This window comes from Acidobacteriota bacterium, from assembly GCA_034211275.1.
Lineage (GTDB): Bacteria > Acidobacteriota > Thermoanaerobaculia > Multivoradales > JAHZIX01 > JAGQSE01.
In genome coordinates this window covers 1-17,688 of the sequence record JAXHTF010000028.1, presented here as the reverse complement: position 1 = coordinate 17,688, position 17,688 = coordinate 1, and the positions used below count along the sequence as shown (strand labels likewise).

General features: G+C 66.0%; 12 protein-coding genes, 2 tRNA genes and 1 other RNA gene. 2 read left to right on the top strand and 13 right to left on the bottom strand.

Annotated features, from left to right (window positions below; all coding sequences use genetic code 11):
• Positions 1-35: 35 nt before the first annotated feature.
• The 11 genes from ssrS to SX243_07150 form a co-directional block, all read right to left on the bottom strand.
• Positions 36-240: non-coding RNA, 6S RNA (ssrS, locus tag SX243_07200), on the bottom strand.
• A 93-nt stretch (positions 241-333) separates the two neighbouring features.
• Complete coding sequence (locus SX243_07195) at positions 334-627, bottom strand: cell division protein ZapA (GenBank protein ID MDY7092741.1); 294 nt, start codon at positions 625-627, stop codon at positions 334-336.
• Between the two features lie 113 nt (positions 628-740).
• Positions 741-1,016: a cell division protein ZapB gene (gene zapB / locus SX243_07190; GenBank protein ID MDY7092740.1), complete on the bottom strand. Its 276-nt coding sequence runs from the start codon at positions 1,014-1,016 to the stop codon at positions 741-743.
• 4 nt (positions 1,017-1,020) lie between these two features.
• Positions 1,021-3,108: a phenylalanine--tRNA ligase subunit beta gene (gene pheT / locus SX243_07185; GenBank protein ID MDY7092739.1), complete on the bottom strand. Its 2,088-nt coding sequence runs from the start codon at positions 3,106-3,108 to the stop codon at positions 1,021-1,023.
• 13 nt (positions 3,109-3,121) lie between these two features.
• Positions 3,122-4,186: a phenylalanine--tRNA ligase subunit alpha gene (pheS, locus tag SX243_07180; protein ID MDY7092738.1), complete on the bottom strand. Its 1,065-nt coding sequence runs from the start codon at positions 4,184-4,186 to the stop codon at positions 3,122-3,124.
• 4 nt (positions 4,187-4,190) lie between these two features.
• On the bottom strand, positions 4,191-4,571 hold the full coding sequence (gene rplT / locus SX243_07175; GenBank protein ID MDY7092737.1) for a 50S ribosomal protein L20: 381 nt from the start codon (positions 4,569-4,571) through the stop codon (positions 4,191-4,193).
• Positions 4,572-4,732: 161 nt separating this feature from the next.
• Positions 4,733-4,927: a 50S ribosomal protein L35 gene (gene rpmI / locus SX243_07170; protein MDY7092736.1), complete on the bottom strand. Its 195-nt coding sequence runs from the start codon at positions 4,925-4,927 to the stop codon at positions 4,733-4,735.
• A 199-nt stretch (positions 4,928-5,126) separates the two neighbouring features.
• On the bottom strand, positions 5,127-7,070 hold the full coding sequence (gene thrS / locus SX243_07165; GenBank protein MDY7092735.1) for a threonine--tRNA ligase: 1,944 nt from the start codon (positions 7,068-7,070) through the stop codon (positions 5,127-5,129).
• Positions 7,071-7,168: 98 nt separating this feature from the next.
• Positions 7,169-7,245: transfer RNA gene (locus SX243_07160), tRNA-Val, on the bottom strand.
• A 45-nt stretch (positions 7,246-7,290) separates the two neighbouring features.
• Positions 7,291-7,367: transfer RNA gene (locus SX243_07155), tRNA-Val, on the bottom strand.
• A 318-nt stretch (positions 7,368-7,685) separates the two neighbouring features.
• Positions 7,686-8,771, bottom strand: coding sequence for a VWA domain-containing protein (locus SX243_07150; GenBank protein ID MDY7092734.1), 1,086 nt, complete (start codon positions 8,769-8,771; stop codon positions 7,686-7,688).
• Positions 8,772-9,104: 333 nt separating this feature from the next.
• Here SX243_07150 and SX243_07145 point away from each other — a divergent pair, with 333 nt between their 5' ends.
• On the top strand, positions 9,105-10,052 hold the full coding sequence (locus SX243_07145) for a transposase (GenBank protein ID MDY7092733.1): 948 nt from the start codon (positions 9,105-9,107) through the stop codon (positions 10,050-10,052).
• A gap of 282 nt (positions 10,053-10,334) precedes the next feature.
• Here the strand turns inward: SX243_07145 and SX243_07140 are convergent, their stop codons facing one another.
• Positions 10,335-11,531, bottom strand: coding sequence for a class I SAM-dependent rRNA methyltransferase (locus SX243_07140; GenBank protein MDY7092732.1), 1,197 nt, complete (start codon positions 11,529-11,531; stop codon positions 10,335-10,337).
• A gap of 249 nt (positions 11,532-11,780) precedes the next feature.
• On the opposite strand from SX243_07140, the gene SX243_07135 reads away from it, so the two are divergent.
• Positions 11,781-16,976, top strand: a complete 5,196-nt coding sequence (locus SX243_07135) for an amino acid adenylation domain-containing protein (GenBank protein ID MDY7092731.1) — start codon at positions 11,781-11,783, stop codon at positions 16,974-16,976.
• A 21-nt stretch (positions 16,977-16,997) separates the two neighbouring features.
• Here SX243_07135 and SX243_07130 read toward each other — a convergent pair.
• A partial coding sequence (locus tag SX243_07130) for a hypothetical protein (GenBank protein MDY7092730.1) occupies positions 16,998-17,688 on the bottom strand: 691 nt, incomplete at its 5' end.

Sequence of the window (17,688 nt, the reverse complement as noted above, 5' to 3'; positions counted from 1 at the left end):
GCTACCGATGAAGCACTGCTACGCAAGAATGAAATGCATCCCCCGCCTGAGCCGTTTGGGCAGCCGTCTTAGAACCTGAATCTCTTCAGGTGGGTGTCCGCTCCACGAGCCATTAGCTCCCCGTTCCAGCCGTACTAGACGAACCGGCGGGGCTTGCACAGGCGCCGCAGGTGAAAGACTCCCTAGGCAATAGTGTTGGTTCTACACTTGGAAAACCCATCACGTACTCCGCAGGGGATGCAAGACCTAAAACTTTTATCATTCAACTGGAGAGGCGCGGTCCTGGTCAGTCTACCCACGCACTTAGCTCTTCTATGCTCGTCAGCGCTCGACCTAGCTCTTCAACGCTCGATCCAGCTCCCCAGCAAGCGCCTCTACCTTCTCCCGGATTTCGACCCGTTCCCCTTCCTGTAGTTTCTGGCATTGCGAGAGCTCGTCCGCCAGGTTGAGAGCCGTCAGGATGGCTATCTTCGCGGTGTCCACCGTCGCCACCTGCTCGGCGATCTGCCGCATCTGGCGATCAACGATGCCGGCGAGCTCTCTGAGGGAATCGCTGTCGTTGTCACCGCGAACATAGTAGACCGAGCCAAAGATCTCTACGGCGGTCGTAGTGCCCTTTGCCGGCATGCTCGCGAATCTCTCGTCCCCTCGGAAATTCCGCGGCTTCAACGCTCACGGAACCGTCGTCCTCACAAGGACTTAACGGGAGGACTATAGCACACCGACGGACCCCGTCCGGGTCAGTCGTCGTCGTCCTCGGCGCTCTCGTCCTCGTCGGCGTCGTCGTCTTCCAGGAGCTCTTCCAGCCCCTCCGCAAGCCGCTCCACCCGCTGGCGGATCTCGTCCCGTTCCTGGCGCCAGGCTTCCGCTCCAGAGTCACCGCCGGCGTCCTCGAGCTCCGCCTCCAGCTCCTCCACCCGGGCGTTCAGGCGGCTATTCTCCTGCCGCAGCCGGCGCAATTCCTCGGTGGCCTGATGGATGCGATCTTCCAGTCCACTGAGCCAGTCCAGATCCATGCTCTCAACCCTTCCAGCTGAAGCGCCGCTCCAGCTCCTGCGCCAGGCCGCCCTGGCGCTCGTTGACCTCTTCCTGGGTGAGGGTGCCCTCGACGGAGCTGTACAGGAAGTAGATGGTGGTGTTCACCGCCCCGTCGGGTACGCCTTCGCCCTGGTAGCGGTCCTGGAGACCGAAATCCACCAGATGCTCCGGCGCCGCGGCGCGAATGGCCGCCGCGAGGTCGGCCCAGGGAATGTCCACAGAATGGGTCAGGGTGAGGTCCGCCCGCACTCCGGGAAAGCGCGAGGGGACCTCGATGATGGGCTGGGGCCGCGCCGCCAGCAGATCGGTACGAAGCTCGGCGGCGAAGAGGGGGTAGACGTCGTCGTCCCCCAGCACCAGGCCGAGATAGCCCGCCCGCCGGTCCCCGGCCCAGAGCTCCGCGGTGGTTCCCGGCGCCAGGCCAGAGAGCTGAGCCGGCCGCGCCTCCAGGGACTGCTCCACATCCACCGACAGCTGCTCCACCACCCCCTTGAGGTCAAAGAAGTCGAGCTCCCGGCTGCGGTCCCAGGGACCGCCCACCTCGCCGCCGGCCACCAGGGCCACGGTCTCGAACTCGACGATGGGCTCCTCGCCATCGGCCCCGTCGGAGTGCTGGGCGCGGGCGAAGACGTGACCGATCTCGAAGAGCTGCACCGCCGCGGCGCCGCGGCGCTGATTGAAGCGCGCGCTGGCCAGCAGGTTGGGCAGCAACGACCGGCGCATCACCCGATACAGCTCGGAGAGGGGATTGGCCAGCTCCAGCGCCGGGTGCTCCGCCAGCAGCCCGGGCAGCAGGGCATCCTCCTCGGCGCCATGGAAGGCGAAGGTGATGGCCTCGTTGAAGCCGCAGGCGGCCAGCCGCCGGCGCAGCGCCCAGCCCCGGCGGTGGGCGTCGGAGGTATGGCCGTCGGCGCCGTGGATGGCCGGCAGGGTCGCCGGAATATTGTCGTAGCCGTAAACCCGCACCACCTCTTCGTAGAGGTCTGCCGGCAGCTCCACGTCCCGGCGGCGCCAGGTGGGCACGGTGACCCGCCACGCCGCCAAGTCGTCGTCGCTGGGAAACGCCTCGAGGTCGAAGCCGAGACCGGTGAGCCAACGCTCCACGTCCTCGGCGGCGAGCTCGACGCCGGCGAAGCGGTTGAGCCGCCGGAGGTGGAGATCGATGACCTGGGACTCGGGGCGGTTCGGGAAGACGTCGATGGCCCCCGGAAGCACCGTGCCACCGGCGAGCCCCGCCACCAGCGCCGCCGCCCGATCCACCGCCCGCGGCGGCATGCCGATGTCGGCGCCGCGCTCGAAACGGTGGCTGGCGTCGGTGTGCATGCCCAGGGCGCCGGAGGTGCGGCGCACGCTCACCGGGTCGAAGAAAGCTCCTTCCAGCAGCACGTCCACCGTCTCCTCGGTAACCTCGCTGTCGAGCCCGCCCATGACGCCGCCGAGGCCGATGGCCTCCTCGGCGTCGGCGATCACCAACATCCCCGCCTCGAGCTTGCGCTTCTCGCCGTCGAGGGTGGTGAGGGTCTCGCCGGCGCGAGCCTCTCGAGCCCGAACCGTCGCCCCCTGAAGCTTCGCCAGATCGTAGGCGTGGAGCGGCTGCCCCAGCTCCCAAAGCACGAAGTTGGTGATGTCCACCACATTGTTGATGGGGCGCAGGCCGATGGCCTCCAGACGCCGCTGGAGCCAGTTCGGGCTCGGCCCGATCTTGACTCCCCGCACCACTCGGGCGGCGAACCGGTGGCATAAATCCGGCGCGTCGATGTGGATGCTGACCACATCCTCTGCGGCCTCATCACCCGACGGGTCAAAATCCGCCGGCGGGAGCTCCAAAGGCCGGTCGAAGAGCACCGACAGCTCCCGGGCCATGCCGAAGTGGTTCATGCAATCCGGCCGGTTGGTGGTGATGTCGATGTCGAGGACCCAGTCCGTGGACTCGGATGAGGGCGACTCGACGCCGGGGACCTCCTCGATGCCCTCCACGGCGTGGCCGGCGGCGGTCAGACGATCCGCCACCTCCTCCACCGACGAGGGCAAGTCGACATAGCTCGCGATCCAATCGCGGGATAACTTCATCGCTGCGTACCGCCTACCCGCGAATCTGCTGCAGCAGGCGCAGGTCGTTGTCGAAGAGCATGCGAATGTTGGGGATGCCGTAGCGGATCATCGCCACCCGGTCGATACCCAGGCCGAAGGCGAAACCGGAGTAGCGCTCCGGATCGATGCCGCAGGCCGAGAGCACCCGCGGGTCCACCATGCCGGAGCCCAAGATCTCCATCCAGCCGGTCTGAGAGCACACCTGGCAACCACTGCCCTCGCAGAACGGGCAGGTGATGTCCACCTCCGCCGAGGGCTCGGTGAAGGGAAAGAAGCTGGGGCGCAGGCGCACGCCGGTATCCGCCGAGAACAACCGCTGGATGAAGGCCTCCAGGGTGCCCTTGAGGTCCCCGATGGTGATCCCCTCGTCCACCGCCAGGCATTCCACCTGATGGAACATGGGGGAATGACGCAGGTCGTTGTCGTGGCGGAAGACCCGCCCCGGGCAGATCACCCGGATCGGCGGCTTGCGCGACAGCATGGTGCGAATCTGTACCGGCGAGGTGTGGGTGCGCAGCAACCGGCCGGCACCACCCCGCGCTTTGGGATCACCGTACTGCCCGTCCAGGAAGAGGGTGTCCTGGGTGTCCCGGGCGGGGTGATCGTGGGGAAAATTGAGCGCCTCGAAATTGTGGAAATCGTCCTCGATCTCCGGCCCCTCGGCAACGCTGTAGCCGAGCTCGGCAAAAATCTCCTCCATCTCCTGGGCCACCAGGCTGACGGGGTGGAGGGTGCCCAAAGTGGTACGCCGCCCGGGCAGGGTGACGTCCACCGCCGCAGCGCTCAGCTCGCGCTCCAGCTCCCGCTGGCGGAGCTCCTCGTCGAGCTCCTCGAGCCGCGCCTCCACGTGCTGCTTGAGACGGTTGACCCCCTGGCCGTAGTCCCGGCGCTCTTCCGGCGCCAGATCCTTCATCCGGCCCATGAGGGAGCGTAGCCGCCCCTGCTTCTTTCCGACCCACTCTAAACGCAGCGATTCCCAGGCCTCCCGGTCGGCGACCGACGAAGCCTGGGAATCGAACTGTTCGGTGAGCTCGGCGAGTTGGTCGCCGCCGGCCAAGGCCTCAGCCCTCCGCCGCCGCCGACCGCTGCTCCAGCGCCTGCTTGGCGACTCCGGCGAGCTCGCCGAAGGCAGCGGCGTCGCGCACCGCCAGGTCCGCCATGATCTTGCGGTTGATCTCGCAGCCGGCGAGCTTCAAGCCGTTGATGAGCCGGCTGTAGGAAAGGCCGTTCAGGCGGGCGGCGGCGTTGATGCGCACCACCCACAGACTGCGCATGACCCGCTTGCGCTGGCGGCGGTCCCGATAGGCGAAGGATAGCGCCCGGTCCACCGCCTGCTTGGCGATGCGATAGTTCTTGCTCTTGTTACCGTAGTAGCCCTTGGCTAGCTTCAGTACGCGCTTGCGCTTGCGCGATCTCTTATTGCCTCGCTTGACGCGTGCCATGTTCTCGAACCTCGTTTCCTAAAAAATGGTGTCCGGCAGGGTAGCCGGTATTCAAGGCTTTGGTGGACAGGTTCGTCCCAGCCTCCGCCCCGGAAATCTTCGGACGCAGACGATCTACCCGCGATGCCCCGGCTCCTCGGAGAGGAGGAACCCGGCGGTCGTCAAGTGTGGATCATCTCCTTGATGTTGTCGGCAAACTTGCCCTCCACCTCGGTGTTCCGGCGCAGCTTGCGCTTCCGTTTGGTGGATTTCTTGGTGAGGATGTGGCTGCGCATGGAGTGGTTGCGCATGACCTTGCCCTTCGCCGACAGCTTGAACCGCTTGGCGGCTCCGCGGTGAGTCTTTCTCTTCGGCATCGGCCGTCTCCTTCTTAAACGCCGCGAGTCGTGCTTGCCGGAAGTCTACTGTCCGAAATCGAATCCAGGAGAATCGACTTCAGCAGACTGCGGCGAATCGTCTCAGCTGGCTGCTTTTCGATGCTGTTCGCAGGCGATCGACAGCGGCCGACCGCACGAATCGCTGATTATACACAGGCCGGCCCGCGCCGGCTATCTATTAAAGCCCCTGACTGCGCTCAGCCACCAGGCCCCGAGCCCGCTCGACGAGCTCTAACACCTTCATCGCCCCCAGGTCGTCGCCGCTACGGGGGCGCACCGCGACCTCACCGGCCTCCTGCTCCCGGGCGCCCACCACCAGCATGTAGGGCACCTTGAGGAGCTGGGCCTCGCGGATCTTGAAGCCCAGCTTCTCGTTGCGCTCGTCGAGCTCCGCCCGCAGGCCGGCGGCCCGCAGCTGGTCGCGCACCTCGGCGCCGTAGTCGAGGAATTTCTCCGACACCGGCAAGATCACCGCCTGCACCGGCGCCAGCCACAGCGGGAAGGCACCGACGGTGTGCTCGATGAGCACGCCGATGAAGCGCTCCAGGGAGCCGAGCATGGCGCGATGGATCATCACCGGCCGGTGGGTCTCGCCGTCGGCGCCGACATACTCCAGCTCGAAGCGCTCCGGCAGCTGATAATCCAACTGCACCGTACCCAGCTGCCACGAGCGGCCGATGGCGTCGTGGACCTGGAAGTCGATCTTCGGGCCATAGAAGGCACCATCGCCTTCGTTGACCACATAGTCGATGTTCAGACTTTCCAGCGCTCCCTTGAGGGCGCTTTCAGCGTGGTCCCAGGTCGCCTTCTCGCCGATGGCCTTCTCCGGCCGGGTCGAGACCTCGATGATCACGTCATCGAAGCTGAGGGCACGGTAGATGGCCAGGATCTGCTCCACCACCGCCGTCACTTCTTCCTGAATCTGCTCCTCGGTGCAGAAGACGTGGGCATCGTCCTGACAGAAGGAGCGCACCCGCAGCAGCCCCGAGGTGACGCCGCTGCGCTCATAGCGGTGCAGACGCCCAAAGTCGGCGTAGCGCACCGGCAGATCGCGGTAGGAGCGCAGGCGGGTGCCGTAGATCAGGCAGTGGGTCGGGCAGTTCATCGGCTTGACCGCGTACTGCCGCTCGTCCACCTCGGTGAAGTACATATTCTCGCGGTAGTTGTCGTAATGCCCGGAGGTCTTCCACAGCTCGACGTCGAGAATCTGCGGCGTCACCACCTCGCCGTAGCCGTTGACCTCGTAGGTGTCCCGCACCAGGTCCACCAGCTGGTTGTAGAGCACCGTGCCCCGGGGATGAAAGAACGGCGTCGCCGGCGCCATGGGGTTGAAGCTGAAGAGATCCAGCTCCTGACCCAGCCGGCGGTGATCCCGGGCCTTGGCCTCCTCCACCCGCTCCAGGTACTCCGCCATCTCCTTCTTGCTGCCGAAGGCGGTGCCGTAGATGCGCTGCAGCATCTCGTTGGCCTCGTCGCCGCGGTAATAGACGCCGGAAGCCTCCAGCAACTTGACCGCGCCGATCTGACTCACCTTCTGCACGTGGGGACCGCGGCACAGGTCGAGAAACTCACCGTGCTGATAGACGGTGATGGTGGCGTCCTCGGGGATGTCCGCCAGACGCTCCACCTTCAGGTGCTCCCCCATCTCCTCGAAGAGCTGGCGGGCCTCCTCCCGGCTCACCTCCCGGCGCTGGAAGGTGGCGTTCTCCTTGAGGATCTCGCGCATCTTCTCCTCGATGCGCTCCAGATCCTCCGGCGTGAAGGCCCGGGGAAAGCGGAAGTCGTATTGGAATTTCTCCGAGTGATCGACGCGGCCGACGTCGATCTCCACCTCCGGCCACAGCCGCTTGACCGCATCCGCCAGCACGTGCTCCGCCGAGTGGCGAATGAACGCTCCGGACTCCTCGTCCCGCGAGGTAAAGAGGCGGAAGGGGCCGGATTCCTCCAGCGGCTGGCGCAAGTCGACGGCCTGGCCGTCGAGCTCGGCTCCGATGGCGGCCTTGGCGAGCCCGGGTCCGATCGCGGTAGCCACCTCCAGCGGAGTCGTCCCCCGACCCACCGTCCGCACATCGCCATTGGGAAGGGTGAGGTCGATGGAGCCGGTGGCGCTCGCGGTCGTCATGGTCTGGGCCTCGATAGAGATTGAGCGGTGCTGGATCGGCGGGCGGGAAAGCGGACGCTGGATCGGCGTCGGGCACCGAGAGGTGCAGGCAGGAGATCTGGTAGGCGCTAGCGGACTCGAACCGCTGACCTCTACCGTGTGAAGGTAGCGCTCTAACCAGCTGAGCTAAGCGCCTAGAACTCCCATCACGGGTTCGTCTCGGATCGTCTCGGCAGCGAATTGGTAGGCCCGAGCGGACTCGAACCGCTGACCTCTACGATGTCAACGTAGCGCTCTAACCAGCTGAGCTACGGGCCTCCGGCAACGGCCAAGACGAAGCGTTCCGTTGTCAAACGAACCCTCGGCGCGGTGCCGCGCCAAGGCAGGGAAGGGTAGCAAACCCCCGCCGAAGGTGTCAACGGCCTCTAACCTCCAACACTTGGGTACCCCCTCCTGCTCGCAGCCAACACTTGGGTCCCCCCTTCTGGTCATCCTGCTCTCCCGAGCACCCGCTACGGACGCCCGACCAGGCTCGAGCCACCGCCCGGCCCACTCCATAGGCTCTTCCCATCAACACTTGGGTCCCCCCTTCTGGAATCCATGGCCGAGAAGCTATGTCCTGGGACCCAAGAGCCGTCACTCACCCCACAGATAGCCGCTCCGTGTGCGCACATCGAGACTGCGGTCGACGGTCTGCACCGTCACCTCCTGGTACCCCTCTTCCCCGGCGGGGTGGGCGCTACGGTAGGTCAGGAGGTAGTACCCGCTGGTCTCCTCCGCCATGTTCTCCAACGGCGTCCGGAAGTTGACGAAGTTATAGAAGTACTCGCCCCCGGTTTCCGTAGCCAGGTAGCTCAGAGAATTGTTGAGCACCCGCCCGCGCAACCCACCGGGCGCACTAGTGGGGATCAGATCCACGGCGTAGACCGCGACGTTGGCGTTGTTGAGGTCGTAGAGCAACTGCGGGTAGCGCCGGGTGTCCGGCGTGTAGAAGCCGAAAGGACCACTGTCTCCGAAGCCGATGCTGAAGAGCGCCAGATTCTTGCGTCCGGGGATCTCGTCCAGTGCCTGGGCCAGTACTTCCAGAGCATCGTAGATCTCGCCCGTCGCCTGTTGCAGCGCCTCGCCGGCGGGTAGATTCGTCACCAGGCTAGGGCCATTGCCCTGAGCCTCCTGCGACCCACCACCACCGCGGCTGATCACCGCGTTCTTGATCTCGCGAGCCGCCGCCGCATGGTCGTTCGTGAAGTCCTGGTGCACTCGCAACGTGTAGTCATAACTCACCACCGCTACGTAGTCGTTGGGCAGTAAATCCGAGCGCACCCAGCGCTCCGCCCAGCGGCCGGCATCCATCTGCTGGCCCGCCAGTCGCGCCAGCTGTTGGCGCTGGTCGTGAAAGAAGAGGACGAAATAGCGTTCCGACGGCACTTCGTCGGGATCGACGCCCAACCGCTTCGCCTGCTCGGAGCTCTCTAGCAGCTCGCGGTTGCTGTAGAACGTCACGCCGGTGAGCTCTACAGGATCTCCGTCCTCGAAGACCTCGAAATCGTCCTTATCCAAACCCACCACTACGTTGCCCCGGCGGTCCGTTACCAGCGCATCGAGGGCCACCTCGGACACCTGCACATCGTCCGCAAGGCCCGTCACCGGCCGCTGCACATCCGTAGCCTCCACCCCCAGCGGCGCCACCACGAGCCACAAAGCCGCCAGCCACCCGGCCATCGGCCTGCTTCGCGTTCTACCTCCAGTCATCCTCCAATTCATCCCAAATCGACTCATCGATCTGTCACTTCCTTCCCCATGCTCTGCAAGAAATTCCAAGACACCGGCCCGAGAGCCGGCGCTAATACAGTTGCCCATAAAAATGTGCAAGATCGATACCGCCGGCTCCCAGAATCCCACCCATCAACACTTGGGTCCCACCTCCTGAGAATCCTTCCGACACCGCCAACACTTGGGTCCCACCCCCGGAATCTCGAGGAATTTCGACCCTTTCTCCAAAAAGGTGAGCGATCCCCGCTCCTTTTGCCCTCCTAAACGGGTGAAGGAGATTTCATGAGAAAACCTATTCGATTCGTTCCCCCTGGCGGAGCCTTGGTCCTGGTCACCCACCGATGCCTCCAGGCCCGCTTCCTACTCACCCCCAACGACCAGCTCAATCAGCTGGCCAAAGCCATTGTCGCCCGCGCCGCCCGGAGGGCCGGAGTGGAAGTGGTGGTCGTCCTCATCTTCGGCAACCATGTCCACCTCCTCCTGCGCGTTCCCAACGCCTACGCCATGGCTCAGTTCATGAGCTACTTCGCCGGCAACCTGGCCCGGGAAGCTGGCCGCATCCACCGCTGGTCCGGCAAGTTCTGGCACCGTCAGTACTCCTATTCGGTGGTTGCCGACGACGAAGCCTCCCAGGCACAGACCCTGCGCTACCTGCTCTCCCATGGCTGCAAGGAAGACCTGGTCGCCAGCCCTCTCCAATGGCCGGGACTTCATCCCGCCTCGATGATCTTGGAGGGCCAAGCTCACCGAGGTACCTGGGTCGATCGCACGAGCCTATGCCGCGATCGCCACAACCGCCCCGCATCGCCTCCCAAGGAGGAAGACTACGAGCAAGAGGAGATTCTCGAGCTGGTTCAGCTACCTTGCTGGGCGGACCTATCCTGGGAGGAGTACCAGGCTCGGGTTCGAGCTCTGGTGGAAGAGATCGAGAAAGAGACTCGACATCGGCATTCGCGCGACGGAACTAGGCCTCTGGGCCGCAGGAAAGTGCTTCGTCAGAATCCTTTCCGCGCCCCCAAAAAGCCCAAGAAAGGCCCTGGGCCGTTGATCATCGCGGCCTCCAGCGCCGCGAAGGAGGCCTTCGAGGAAGCCTACCGACAAGTGGTTGCTGCCTACATGGCTGATTCGGCAAAGCTCCGGGCTGGGGATCGGCTTGTTCGGTTCCCGGAAGGCACATTTCCACCGGCCCTGGCCTTCGTCGAGCCCACTCTTCGCATACGGGCAGGATGATGAGCTAATCCGACCCGCGGGACCGACAGGAAGGGACTCATTTCCGCTCGCCGAAAGGCCGGGCAGGGGAGAGGTTTGTCTCGACCTCGAGGCTAGCCCCCATGAATCCGGCAGCCCCCTCTAAGAGCCCTGCAGAATCAACGAATTTCGCCTCCGCCTGACGTATCAGCCTCAAAAAAAGGGCGCCAAAAACGCGCCAGATGTCCGCCCTTCACACCGACTGCCAACAAGTGGGTGCAACTCATTCACAACTCATTCAGAAAAAGCAGAAGATGGGTCCTCCTAACTGGCTACCCTGCACAACCAGCCCTTCAAATACTCCCCCTCCGGGTGATACACCGACACCGGATGATCCGCCGCCGCCCCCAACGGCTGCAGCAGCGCCAGCTTCACCCCGGCCTCGCTAGCCGCCGAGAACAGGATCTGCCGGAACAGCTTGGCGTCCACCGCACCGCTGCAGCTGAAGGTCAAGAACAGCCCTCCCGGCGCCAGCCGCTGGAGCGCCAGCCGATTGAGGTCCTTGTACGCCCGCGACCCCTTCTTCAGCGCTCCTCGCCGAGGCACCAACGGCGGCGGATCGCACACCACCAAGTCATACACCTTCGAGTGTCGCCGTAGCTCCGCGAAGACATCACCCTGAATCCACTCGCTACGCTCCGAATCAACACCGGGCGCCTCTGCATTGCTCCGATACTGAGCCCTCCCCCGCTCCACGGTCCGCGGCGACGACTCCACATGCACCACCTCCCGGGCGCCCCCCCGAAGCGCGTACAACCCGAATCCTCCCGTGTGGGCGAACAAGTCCAGCACCCGCCGCCCCGTCGCCAGCTCCTCCACCAGCCGGCGGTTGCGCCGCTGATCACAATAGAAGCCGGTCTTCTGACCTCCGAGGATCTCGGCATCGAAGGTCAACCCGTGCTCCTGGATCTGCACCTCCGGCGGCACCTCCCCGCGGATCACTTCCTCTTCCCGAGGCAACTGTTCGGCCCGCCGCGCTGGCAGGTCGTTGCTTTGCAGGATCGAGCACTGCGGCAGCAATTCCTCGAGAGCGTCGTACGCCCGATCCCGCACCGCTTCCAGACCGGCACTGGTCACCTGGCTCACCAACACATCCCCATAGCGATCCACGGTCCAGCCCGGAACCCCATCCCCTTCGGCGTTGAGCAATCGAAAAGCAGTAGTCGCCTCCGGCACCAGGGCATCTCTCAAGGCCTGGGCGGCGACCAGCCGGCGAAGAAAGAAAGCCTGATCGACCACCTCTCCAGGACCGGCGGCTAGCCGTACCCGGATCTGCGAGGTGGGGCTGTAAAAGCCACTGCCCAAGACCTCGCCACCGGCGCTCGCCACCTCGGCCACTCCGGCGACGGCGGGATCTCCACCCTCCACCCGCGCCACCGCGCCGGAAAACAGCCAAGGGTGCCCCTGGCGTACGGATTTCTCTCGCCCTGGCTTGAGTATCACTCGCAATTCTGCCGCCATAAATCCCTCCTTCGGGCGCTCCGCCGGAGAGCCTACTCTGGCAGATGCCTAGAGATTGGCGTCCTCCTTTGGCCTCGCCACCGCACCATCAAGAATGAGGCATACCCACTCGAACGCCCCGCAGGCCTCTGATCAGCAAACGAATGTGATCAGCGAATACAATAGCCCCTCGCAATACCGAGGAGACTGCTTCGCGCCGCTTCGATCTCCGACGCCGCCCCCACCAAGGAATGCTCTTTTAGGCCAACCATGGATACTGACCAGAACCTACCTTCCCCTACCCCGGCCACCGAGCCGCCCACCGCTGGCTCCCACTGGATCCAACAGCTGGTAGAGGCTCAGGCTCGCAACACGCCTGACGCCATCGCACTGGAAAGTGCCGAAGGAGACCTCACCTACCGCCAGCTGGACCGCCGCGCCAATCGGCTGAGCCACCGCCTGCAGCGCTTGGGGGTGCGGCCGGAGGAGCTGGTGGGAATCTGCCTCGATCCGGGTCACCACCTCATCATCGCCATCCTGGCGACGCTCAAGGCCGGCGCCGCATACTTGCCCCTCGATCCGTCCTATCCAAAACCTCGACTCCAGGCCATGGCCGACGATGCTCGCCTACGCTGGCTGGTGACGCATCGGGATTCGTCCGCTGCTCCCGAGGGCCCGACCGTCGTCGAGCCCGTACCCGCAGAGCTCGAGCCGGAGGAGCATGGCGACGACTCGCCGCCACCGCTGCCCTCCAACCCCGGCGGCGAGGCGCTAGCCTACGTCATCTATACCTCCGGCTCCACCGGTCGTCCCAAAGGAGTCGCCGTGCCTCACCGGGGCCTGTTCCAGGTGGCTGCCGCCCAACGCCGGCTCTTCGATATCGGAACACCCCGGCGCCTCTTGCTGTGGGCTCCGGCGAGCTTCGACGCCTCCGTCGGTGATTGGCTCAACGCCCTCGCCAACGGCGGCACCCTCGTCCTGGCCCCTCGCGAGCAGCTGCTGCCGGGCCCCGACTTCGTTCGCCTCCTGCGCGACCGGCGGATCGATCTGCTGGTTCTGCCGCCTTCGGTGCTCGACGCACTGCCGGCGGAGACTGCGGCGCAACTACCGGATCTCCGGGACATCGTCTGCGCCGGCGAAGCGCTATCCATGGCGCTGATCCAGCGCTGGGCGCCCGGACGCCGGATGTTCAACTTCTACGGCCCCACCGAAGCCACCATCTGGTCGACCTGGGCTCAAGTCACGGAGAGCCTCATCACGTCGCCCCCCATCGGCCAGCCCCTGCGCGGGGTCACGATCCAGCTGGTGGGTCCTTCCCTGCACCCGGTTGACTCGGAGATACCGGTGGAAAAGAAGGGCTCCGCCGATCGGCGATCCATCGGGGAGATGCTCATCGGCGGTCTGACCGTCACCCGGGGCTATTTGGGGCGGCCGGGGCTCACCGCTGAGCGCTTCCTTCCCGACCCCCAGAGCGTGACTCCCGGCGCCCGGGTCTATCGCACCGGTGACCTGGCTCACCGCCGAGCCGACGGGCAGCTGGAATTCGTCGGCAGAAAAGACCACCAGATCAAGGTCCGCGGCTTGCGCATCGAGCCGGGGGAGATCGAAGCGGCGCTGCGCAGCCATCCCCGGATCGCCTCCGCGGTGGCTCTGCCCGGCGCCGAGGGTCGCCAGCTCCTCGCCTACACCGTCTCAGAAGGGGAAGCGGCCACCACTGCCGAGCTGCGCAAATACCTCGGCGACCGGCTGCCTCGACACATGGTTCCGGACCTCTTCATCCCTCTCCCGGAGCTGCCCCTCACCGCCAACGGCAAACTCGATCGGGCGGCCCTCCCGGCGGCGAACGCCGAGGCCGGCGCTTCCGGCGACGCCCCCGCCAGCCCCACCGAGCGCCAGCTGGCGAGTCTCTGGCGCCAGGTCCTCAGCCTCGACGGGCTCTCCCGGGACGATGACTTCTTCGCCCTTGGAGGACACTCCCTGATGGTGGGCCAGCTACTGTCGAGAATCCGTCAGCAGCTCGGCGCCAGCCTCGACCTCAAGGAGGTCTTCGCCGCCTCCACCCTGCGGGAGATGGCCGCCCGCATCGACGCCATCCGCTCCGCCGCAGAAGCTGGCACCGACGAAGCCCCCGACAGCTCGATGGCCGCCGCCGGCGGCACCGGCGGGGTTCTCTCGCCGCCGCCCATCCGGCGCCATGGTGCCATCCATCAGGTCCCCCTCTCCTTTCCGCAGCAGCGGGTGTGGTTTCTCGACCGCTTGGTGCCCGGCAACATCGCCTACAACGCCAACGCCACCGTGGACTTCACCGGCCCCCTGCATCCGAGGATCCTGGAAGACGCGCTGCAGGAGATCGTCCGCCGGCATCAAATCTTCCGCACTACCTTCCATGAGCAGAACGGACGACCGGTGCAGGATGTTCACCCCAGCGCCCCGGTGACCCTGCCGGTGGTGGACTTGAGCCGGGTCCCCGAAGACCACCGCCGAGAGCACGCCGAAAGCCTGGTGCGGCAGGAGATGTCCCGCCCCTTCCGCCTCGGGCAGCTGCCCCTGGCGCGCTGGAAGCTGCTGCGCCTGGCGCCGGAGGAGCACCTTCTGATCCAGGTGGAGCATCACTTCGTCCACGACGGCTGGGCCTTCGGCGTCCTCATGGGTGAGATCAAGACCCTCTACGACGCCTTCGCCCGAGGCCTGCCTTCCCCCCTCCCGGAGCCTCCGGTGCAATACACCGACTTCGCCCTCTGGCAGCAGGAGTGGCTGCAGGGTGAGGTTCTGGAGGAGCATCTGGAGGCCTGGAGCCGGATGCTCGAAGGCCTGCCCCCAACCCTCGAGCTGCCCACGGACCATCCCCGTCCCCGTACCCAAACCTTGCGCGGCAAGGGCCCCCGCATCGAGCTCGGCGAAGAGCTCGGCGCCCGGCTGCGCAGCTTCGCTCGCCTTCATGGCCTCAGCCTCTACGTGCTGATGATGGCTGGTTTCTACGCCCTCCTGCACCGCTACACCGGCGTTCGGGACGCGGCGGTGGGCACCGCCATGGCCAATCGGCCACTACCGGAGCTGGAACAGATGCCCGGCATGGTGGTCAACACCATGGTCCTGAGGACCCGCATGGAAGGCAATCCAGGCCTGCTGGAGCTGGCGAGGCGGGTGCAGGAGAGCGCCCTCAAGGCCTGGAAATATCAGAGCGTTCCCCTGGAAAAACTGGTGGAACGCATCGCGCCGGATCGCGACCTCAGCCGCAACCCCCTGTTCCAGGTGATGTTCAGCTTCCACGATTCGCCGGTGCCGGATCTCGAGATGAAGCTGCCGGAGGGGACTCTCCGCGGCCGCATCGTCGAACGCCACAACGGCTCCGCCAAGGCCGACCTCAACATCGTGGTCATTCCCCGGGCGGAGCAGCGCGCCGGGCAAGCCCAACGCCCCGGCGACAACCACGTCAGCCTGATCTGGGAATACAACAGTCAGCTCTTCGACGACTCCACCATCGAGCGCATGATCGGGCACTATCGCAACCTGCTGGAGAGTGGCATGGCCGCTCCCGAGCGGGAAGTGTCGGCGCTGACCATGCTCTCCGACGAAGAGGAACAGCAGCTCGAGCTATGGCAACGCCCCAGCCACAAGCCGGATCTCCTGCGGCAAGCGCCGGTGGTCCATCACGCCTTCCTCGACCACGCCCGGCGAGCTCCTGACGAGCCGGCGATCCAGGCTGGCTCCGTCCGCTGGACCTACGATGAGCTCGAGCAGCGCTCCGGCGCTCTCGCCGCCGATCTTCGACGCCGCGGCGTGGGGCCTGAAAAGCTGGTCGCGGTGTTCTGCCCCCGCTCGTCCCAGCTGGTACTGGCGGCGTTGGCTGTTCTGCGTGCCGGCGGAGCCTATATGCCGCTGGATCCGGGGGCGCCCCGGGACCGTTTGAAGCTCCTGCTGGAAGACTCTCGGGCCTCGTGGGTCCTGGCCCATCCCGCCCTGCGGGACACCCTGCCGGAGCCCGAAGGCTGGGAGCTCCTCGAGCTACCGGAGGACGATGCGCCCCTGCCGCCGCGACAGGACGGTTCTCAGCAGGCCCGTATTGGGCTCGACCGCGAACCGGAGGCGGATCAGCTGGCCTATGTCATCTATACCTCCGGCTCCACCGGCAAGCCCAAGGCCGTGGCCATCCCTCACCGGGGCCTCTCCAACCTCTCCGCCTGGACGCGCCAGGTCCTCGGGGTCAGCGCCATGGACCGCGCCACCCTGATGGCCAATCCCTCCTTCGACGCCTCGGTGGTCGAGATCTGGCCGTATCTGAGCGCCGGCGCCGAGCTGCTGATTCCGGAGGAGGCAGTGCGCAGCAATCCCGCCGCGATCCCACCGTGGCTGACGGAGCACACGGTCACCGTCTGCTTCCTCCCCACTCCCCTTGCAGAGGTGGTGCTCGACTCCCTGCGAAAGGGTGATTCAGCGACCGCCGAAGGCGGCGCCAAGGGAGAGCCGGCCTGGAAGCTCCGCCACCTGCTCACCGGCGGGGACCGCCTCCACCGGCTGCCTCCGGCCTCCCTGGGGATCCCCCTGATCAACCTCTATGGGCCCACCGAAGCGTCGGTGGTCACCACTTACGGAACCCTCCCTTCGGAGACGGACCAAGGCGCCGAGAGCGACCGCTCCCCCTCCATCGGCCGCCCGGTGGCCAACGTCCGCGCCTACATCCTCGACGGCCGAGGCCGGAAGCTCCCCTGGGGTCTGCCCGGCGAGCTCTTCCTCGGCGGCATCGCCGTCGGCCGCGGCTACTTGCACCGCCCCGGGCTCACCGCCGAGCGTTTTCTGCCGGATCCATGGAGCCCGGAGTCCGGAGCCCGCATGTACCGCAGCGGCGACCTGGTGAAGCTTCGTCCGGACGGCAATCTGGAGTACCTCGGCCGGGTCGACCATCAGGTCAAGGTGCGCGGCTTCCGCATCGAGCTGGGGGAGATCGAGGCCGCTCTGCTGGACCACCCGGCGGTGGCCCAAGCCGTGGTGGTGGCGGCGGATGCCGCCGGCGGCAAGGCCCTGGCAGCCTACGCCGTAGCCTCCGAAGGGGCTCGGCCGCTACCGGCGGAAGACATCCTCGAGCAGCTGCGCCGTGCCCTGCCCGCCTACATGGTCCCGAGCACCCTGATGGAGCTTGCCGAGCTGCCTCTCAGCAGCAATGGCAAGGTCGACCGGCGTCGCCTGCCGGAGCCTGAATTCGGCGCCTCGGAAGCCGCCTTCGAAGAACCCGATACGGAGGTCGAAGAGCTGGTCGCAGAGATCTGGAGGGAGGTGCTGGAACGGCAGCGGGTGGGAGCCACGGACCACTTCTTCGATCTCGGTGGCCACTCCCTGCTGGCCGCCCGGGTGCTGGCCCGGGTGCGCGACGAGATCGGTCTGGAGCTACCTCTTCAGACCTTCTTCGAAGCGCCCACCGTCCGTCAGCTGGCTCATGAAATCGAGGAGCAGCTCCTCGCAGCGGGCTAACAACCCTCTCCGACAGGAACCTCAGGCGCTCGCTTCCGAAGCCAGCTCGCCGGACTCCTCGGTTCTCGGCCGATCGCCGCCGGAGTCACTGCCACCGTTGCCCCCCGCCGGCTCCGCTTCTTCCACGTTGCGCAGGTGGGAGCTGAAGAAGCCGGCGGTGGTGGCGACCACGATGAGCACGCCGAGGAGAATGAAAAGCAGTCCGATTCCCCGCCCCGGCCCCACTCCCAGCACGCTCCCCACAGCGGTATCCGCCAGCGAGCCCCCGGAGACCATGAGCGGCTCGAACAACCGCTCCGCCAGCGGACCGGCGGCGAAGAAAGCCACCGGCACCGTGAAGTGGGACACCATGCGCCGGATGGCGAAGACCTTGCCCTGGATCTCCGGCCGCACCCGGCTCTGCCAGATCGCTTGAGAGGACGCGGTGATCACCGGCGCACCGAAGAAGATCACCACCGAGGCGATGGCGATGAGCGGCACCGAAGGCTTGAGCCCCATGAGCACCGACCCCACGCCGATGAGCGGGCAGAACCCCAAAATGCCGTAGACCCGTCGCTTGGGGCCGCCCCAAGCGCTCATCACCAGCCCTCCGACCAGCGAGGCGGCGCTGGACACCGCCAGCACGAAGCCCAGATCCGTGGCGTTGGTAAAGGAGAGCACCAGCGGGGTGATGAGCACGAAATTCACCCCCCACAGCAGATTGAACACGGCG

What these genes read in the sequence shown, in the direction of transcription:
- zapB (MDY7092740.1), bottom strand. Translation starts at nt 1,016, where the DNA reads ATGGATCTGGACTGGCTCAGTGGACTGGAAGATCGCATCCATCAGGCC.
- thrS (MDY7092735.1), bottom strand. Translation starts at nt 7,070, where the DNA reads ATGACGACCGCGAGCGCCACCGGCTCCATCGACCTCACCCTTCCCAAT.
- pheT (MDY7092739.1), bottom strand. Translation starts at nt 3,108, where the DNA reads ATGAAGTTATCCCGCGATTGGATCGCGAGCTATGTCGACTTGCCCTCG.
- SX243_07140 (MDY7092732.1), bottom strand. Translation starts at nt 11,531, where the DNA reads ATGGCGGCAGAATTGCGAGTGATACTCAAGCCAGGGCGAGAGAAATCC.
- SX243_07195 (MDY7092741.1), bottom strand. Translation starts at nt 627, where the DNA reads ATGCCGGCAAAGGGCACTACGACCGCCGTAGAGATCTTTGGCTCGGTC.
- SX243_07150 (MDY7092734.1), bottom strand. Translation starts at nt 8,771, where the DNA reads ATGGCCGGGTGGCTGGCGGCTTTGTGGCTCGTGGTGGCGCCGCTGGGG.
- SX243_07145 (MDY7092733.1), top strand. Translation starts at nt 9,105, where the DNA reads ATGAGAAAACCTATTCGATTCGTTCCCCCTGGCGGAGCCTTGGTCCTG.
- rplT (MDY7092737.1), bottom strand. Translation starts at nt 4,571, where the DNA reads ATGGCACGCGTCAAGCGAGGCAATAAGAGATCGCGCAAGCGCAAGCGC.
- rpmI (MDY7092736.1), bottom strand. Translation starts at nt 4,927, where the DNA reads ATGCCGAAGAGAAAGACTCACCGCGGAGCCGCCAAGCGGTTCAAGCTG.
- SX243_07135 (MDY7092731.1), top strand. Translation starts at nt 11,781, where the DNA reads ATGGATACTGACCAGAACCTACCTTCCCCTACCCCGGCCACCGAGCCG.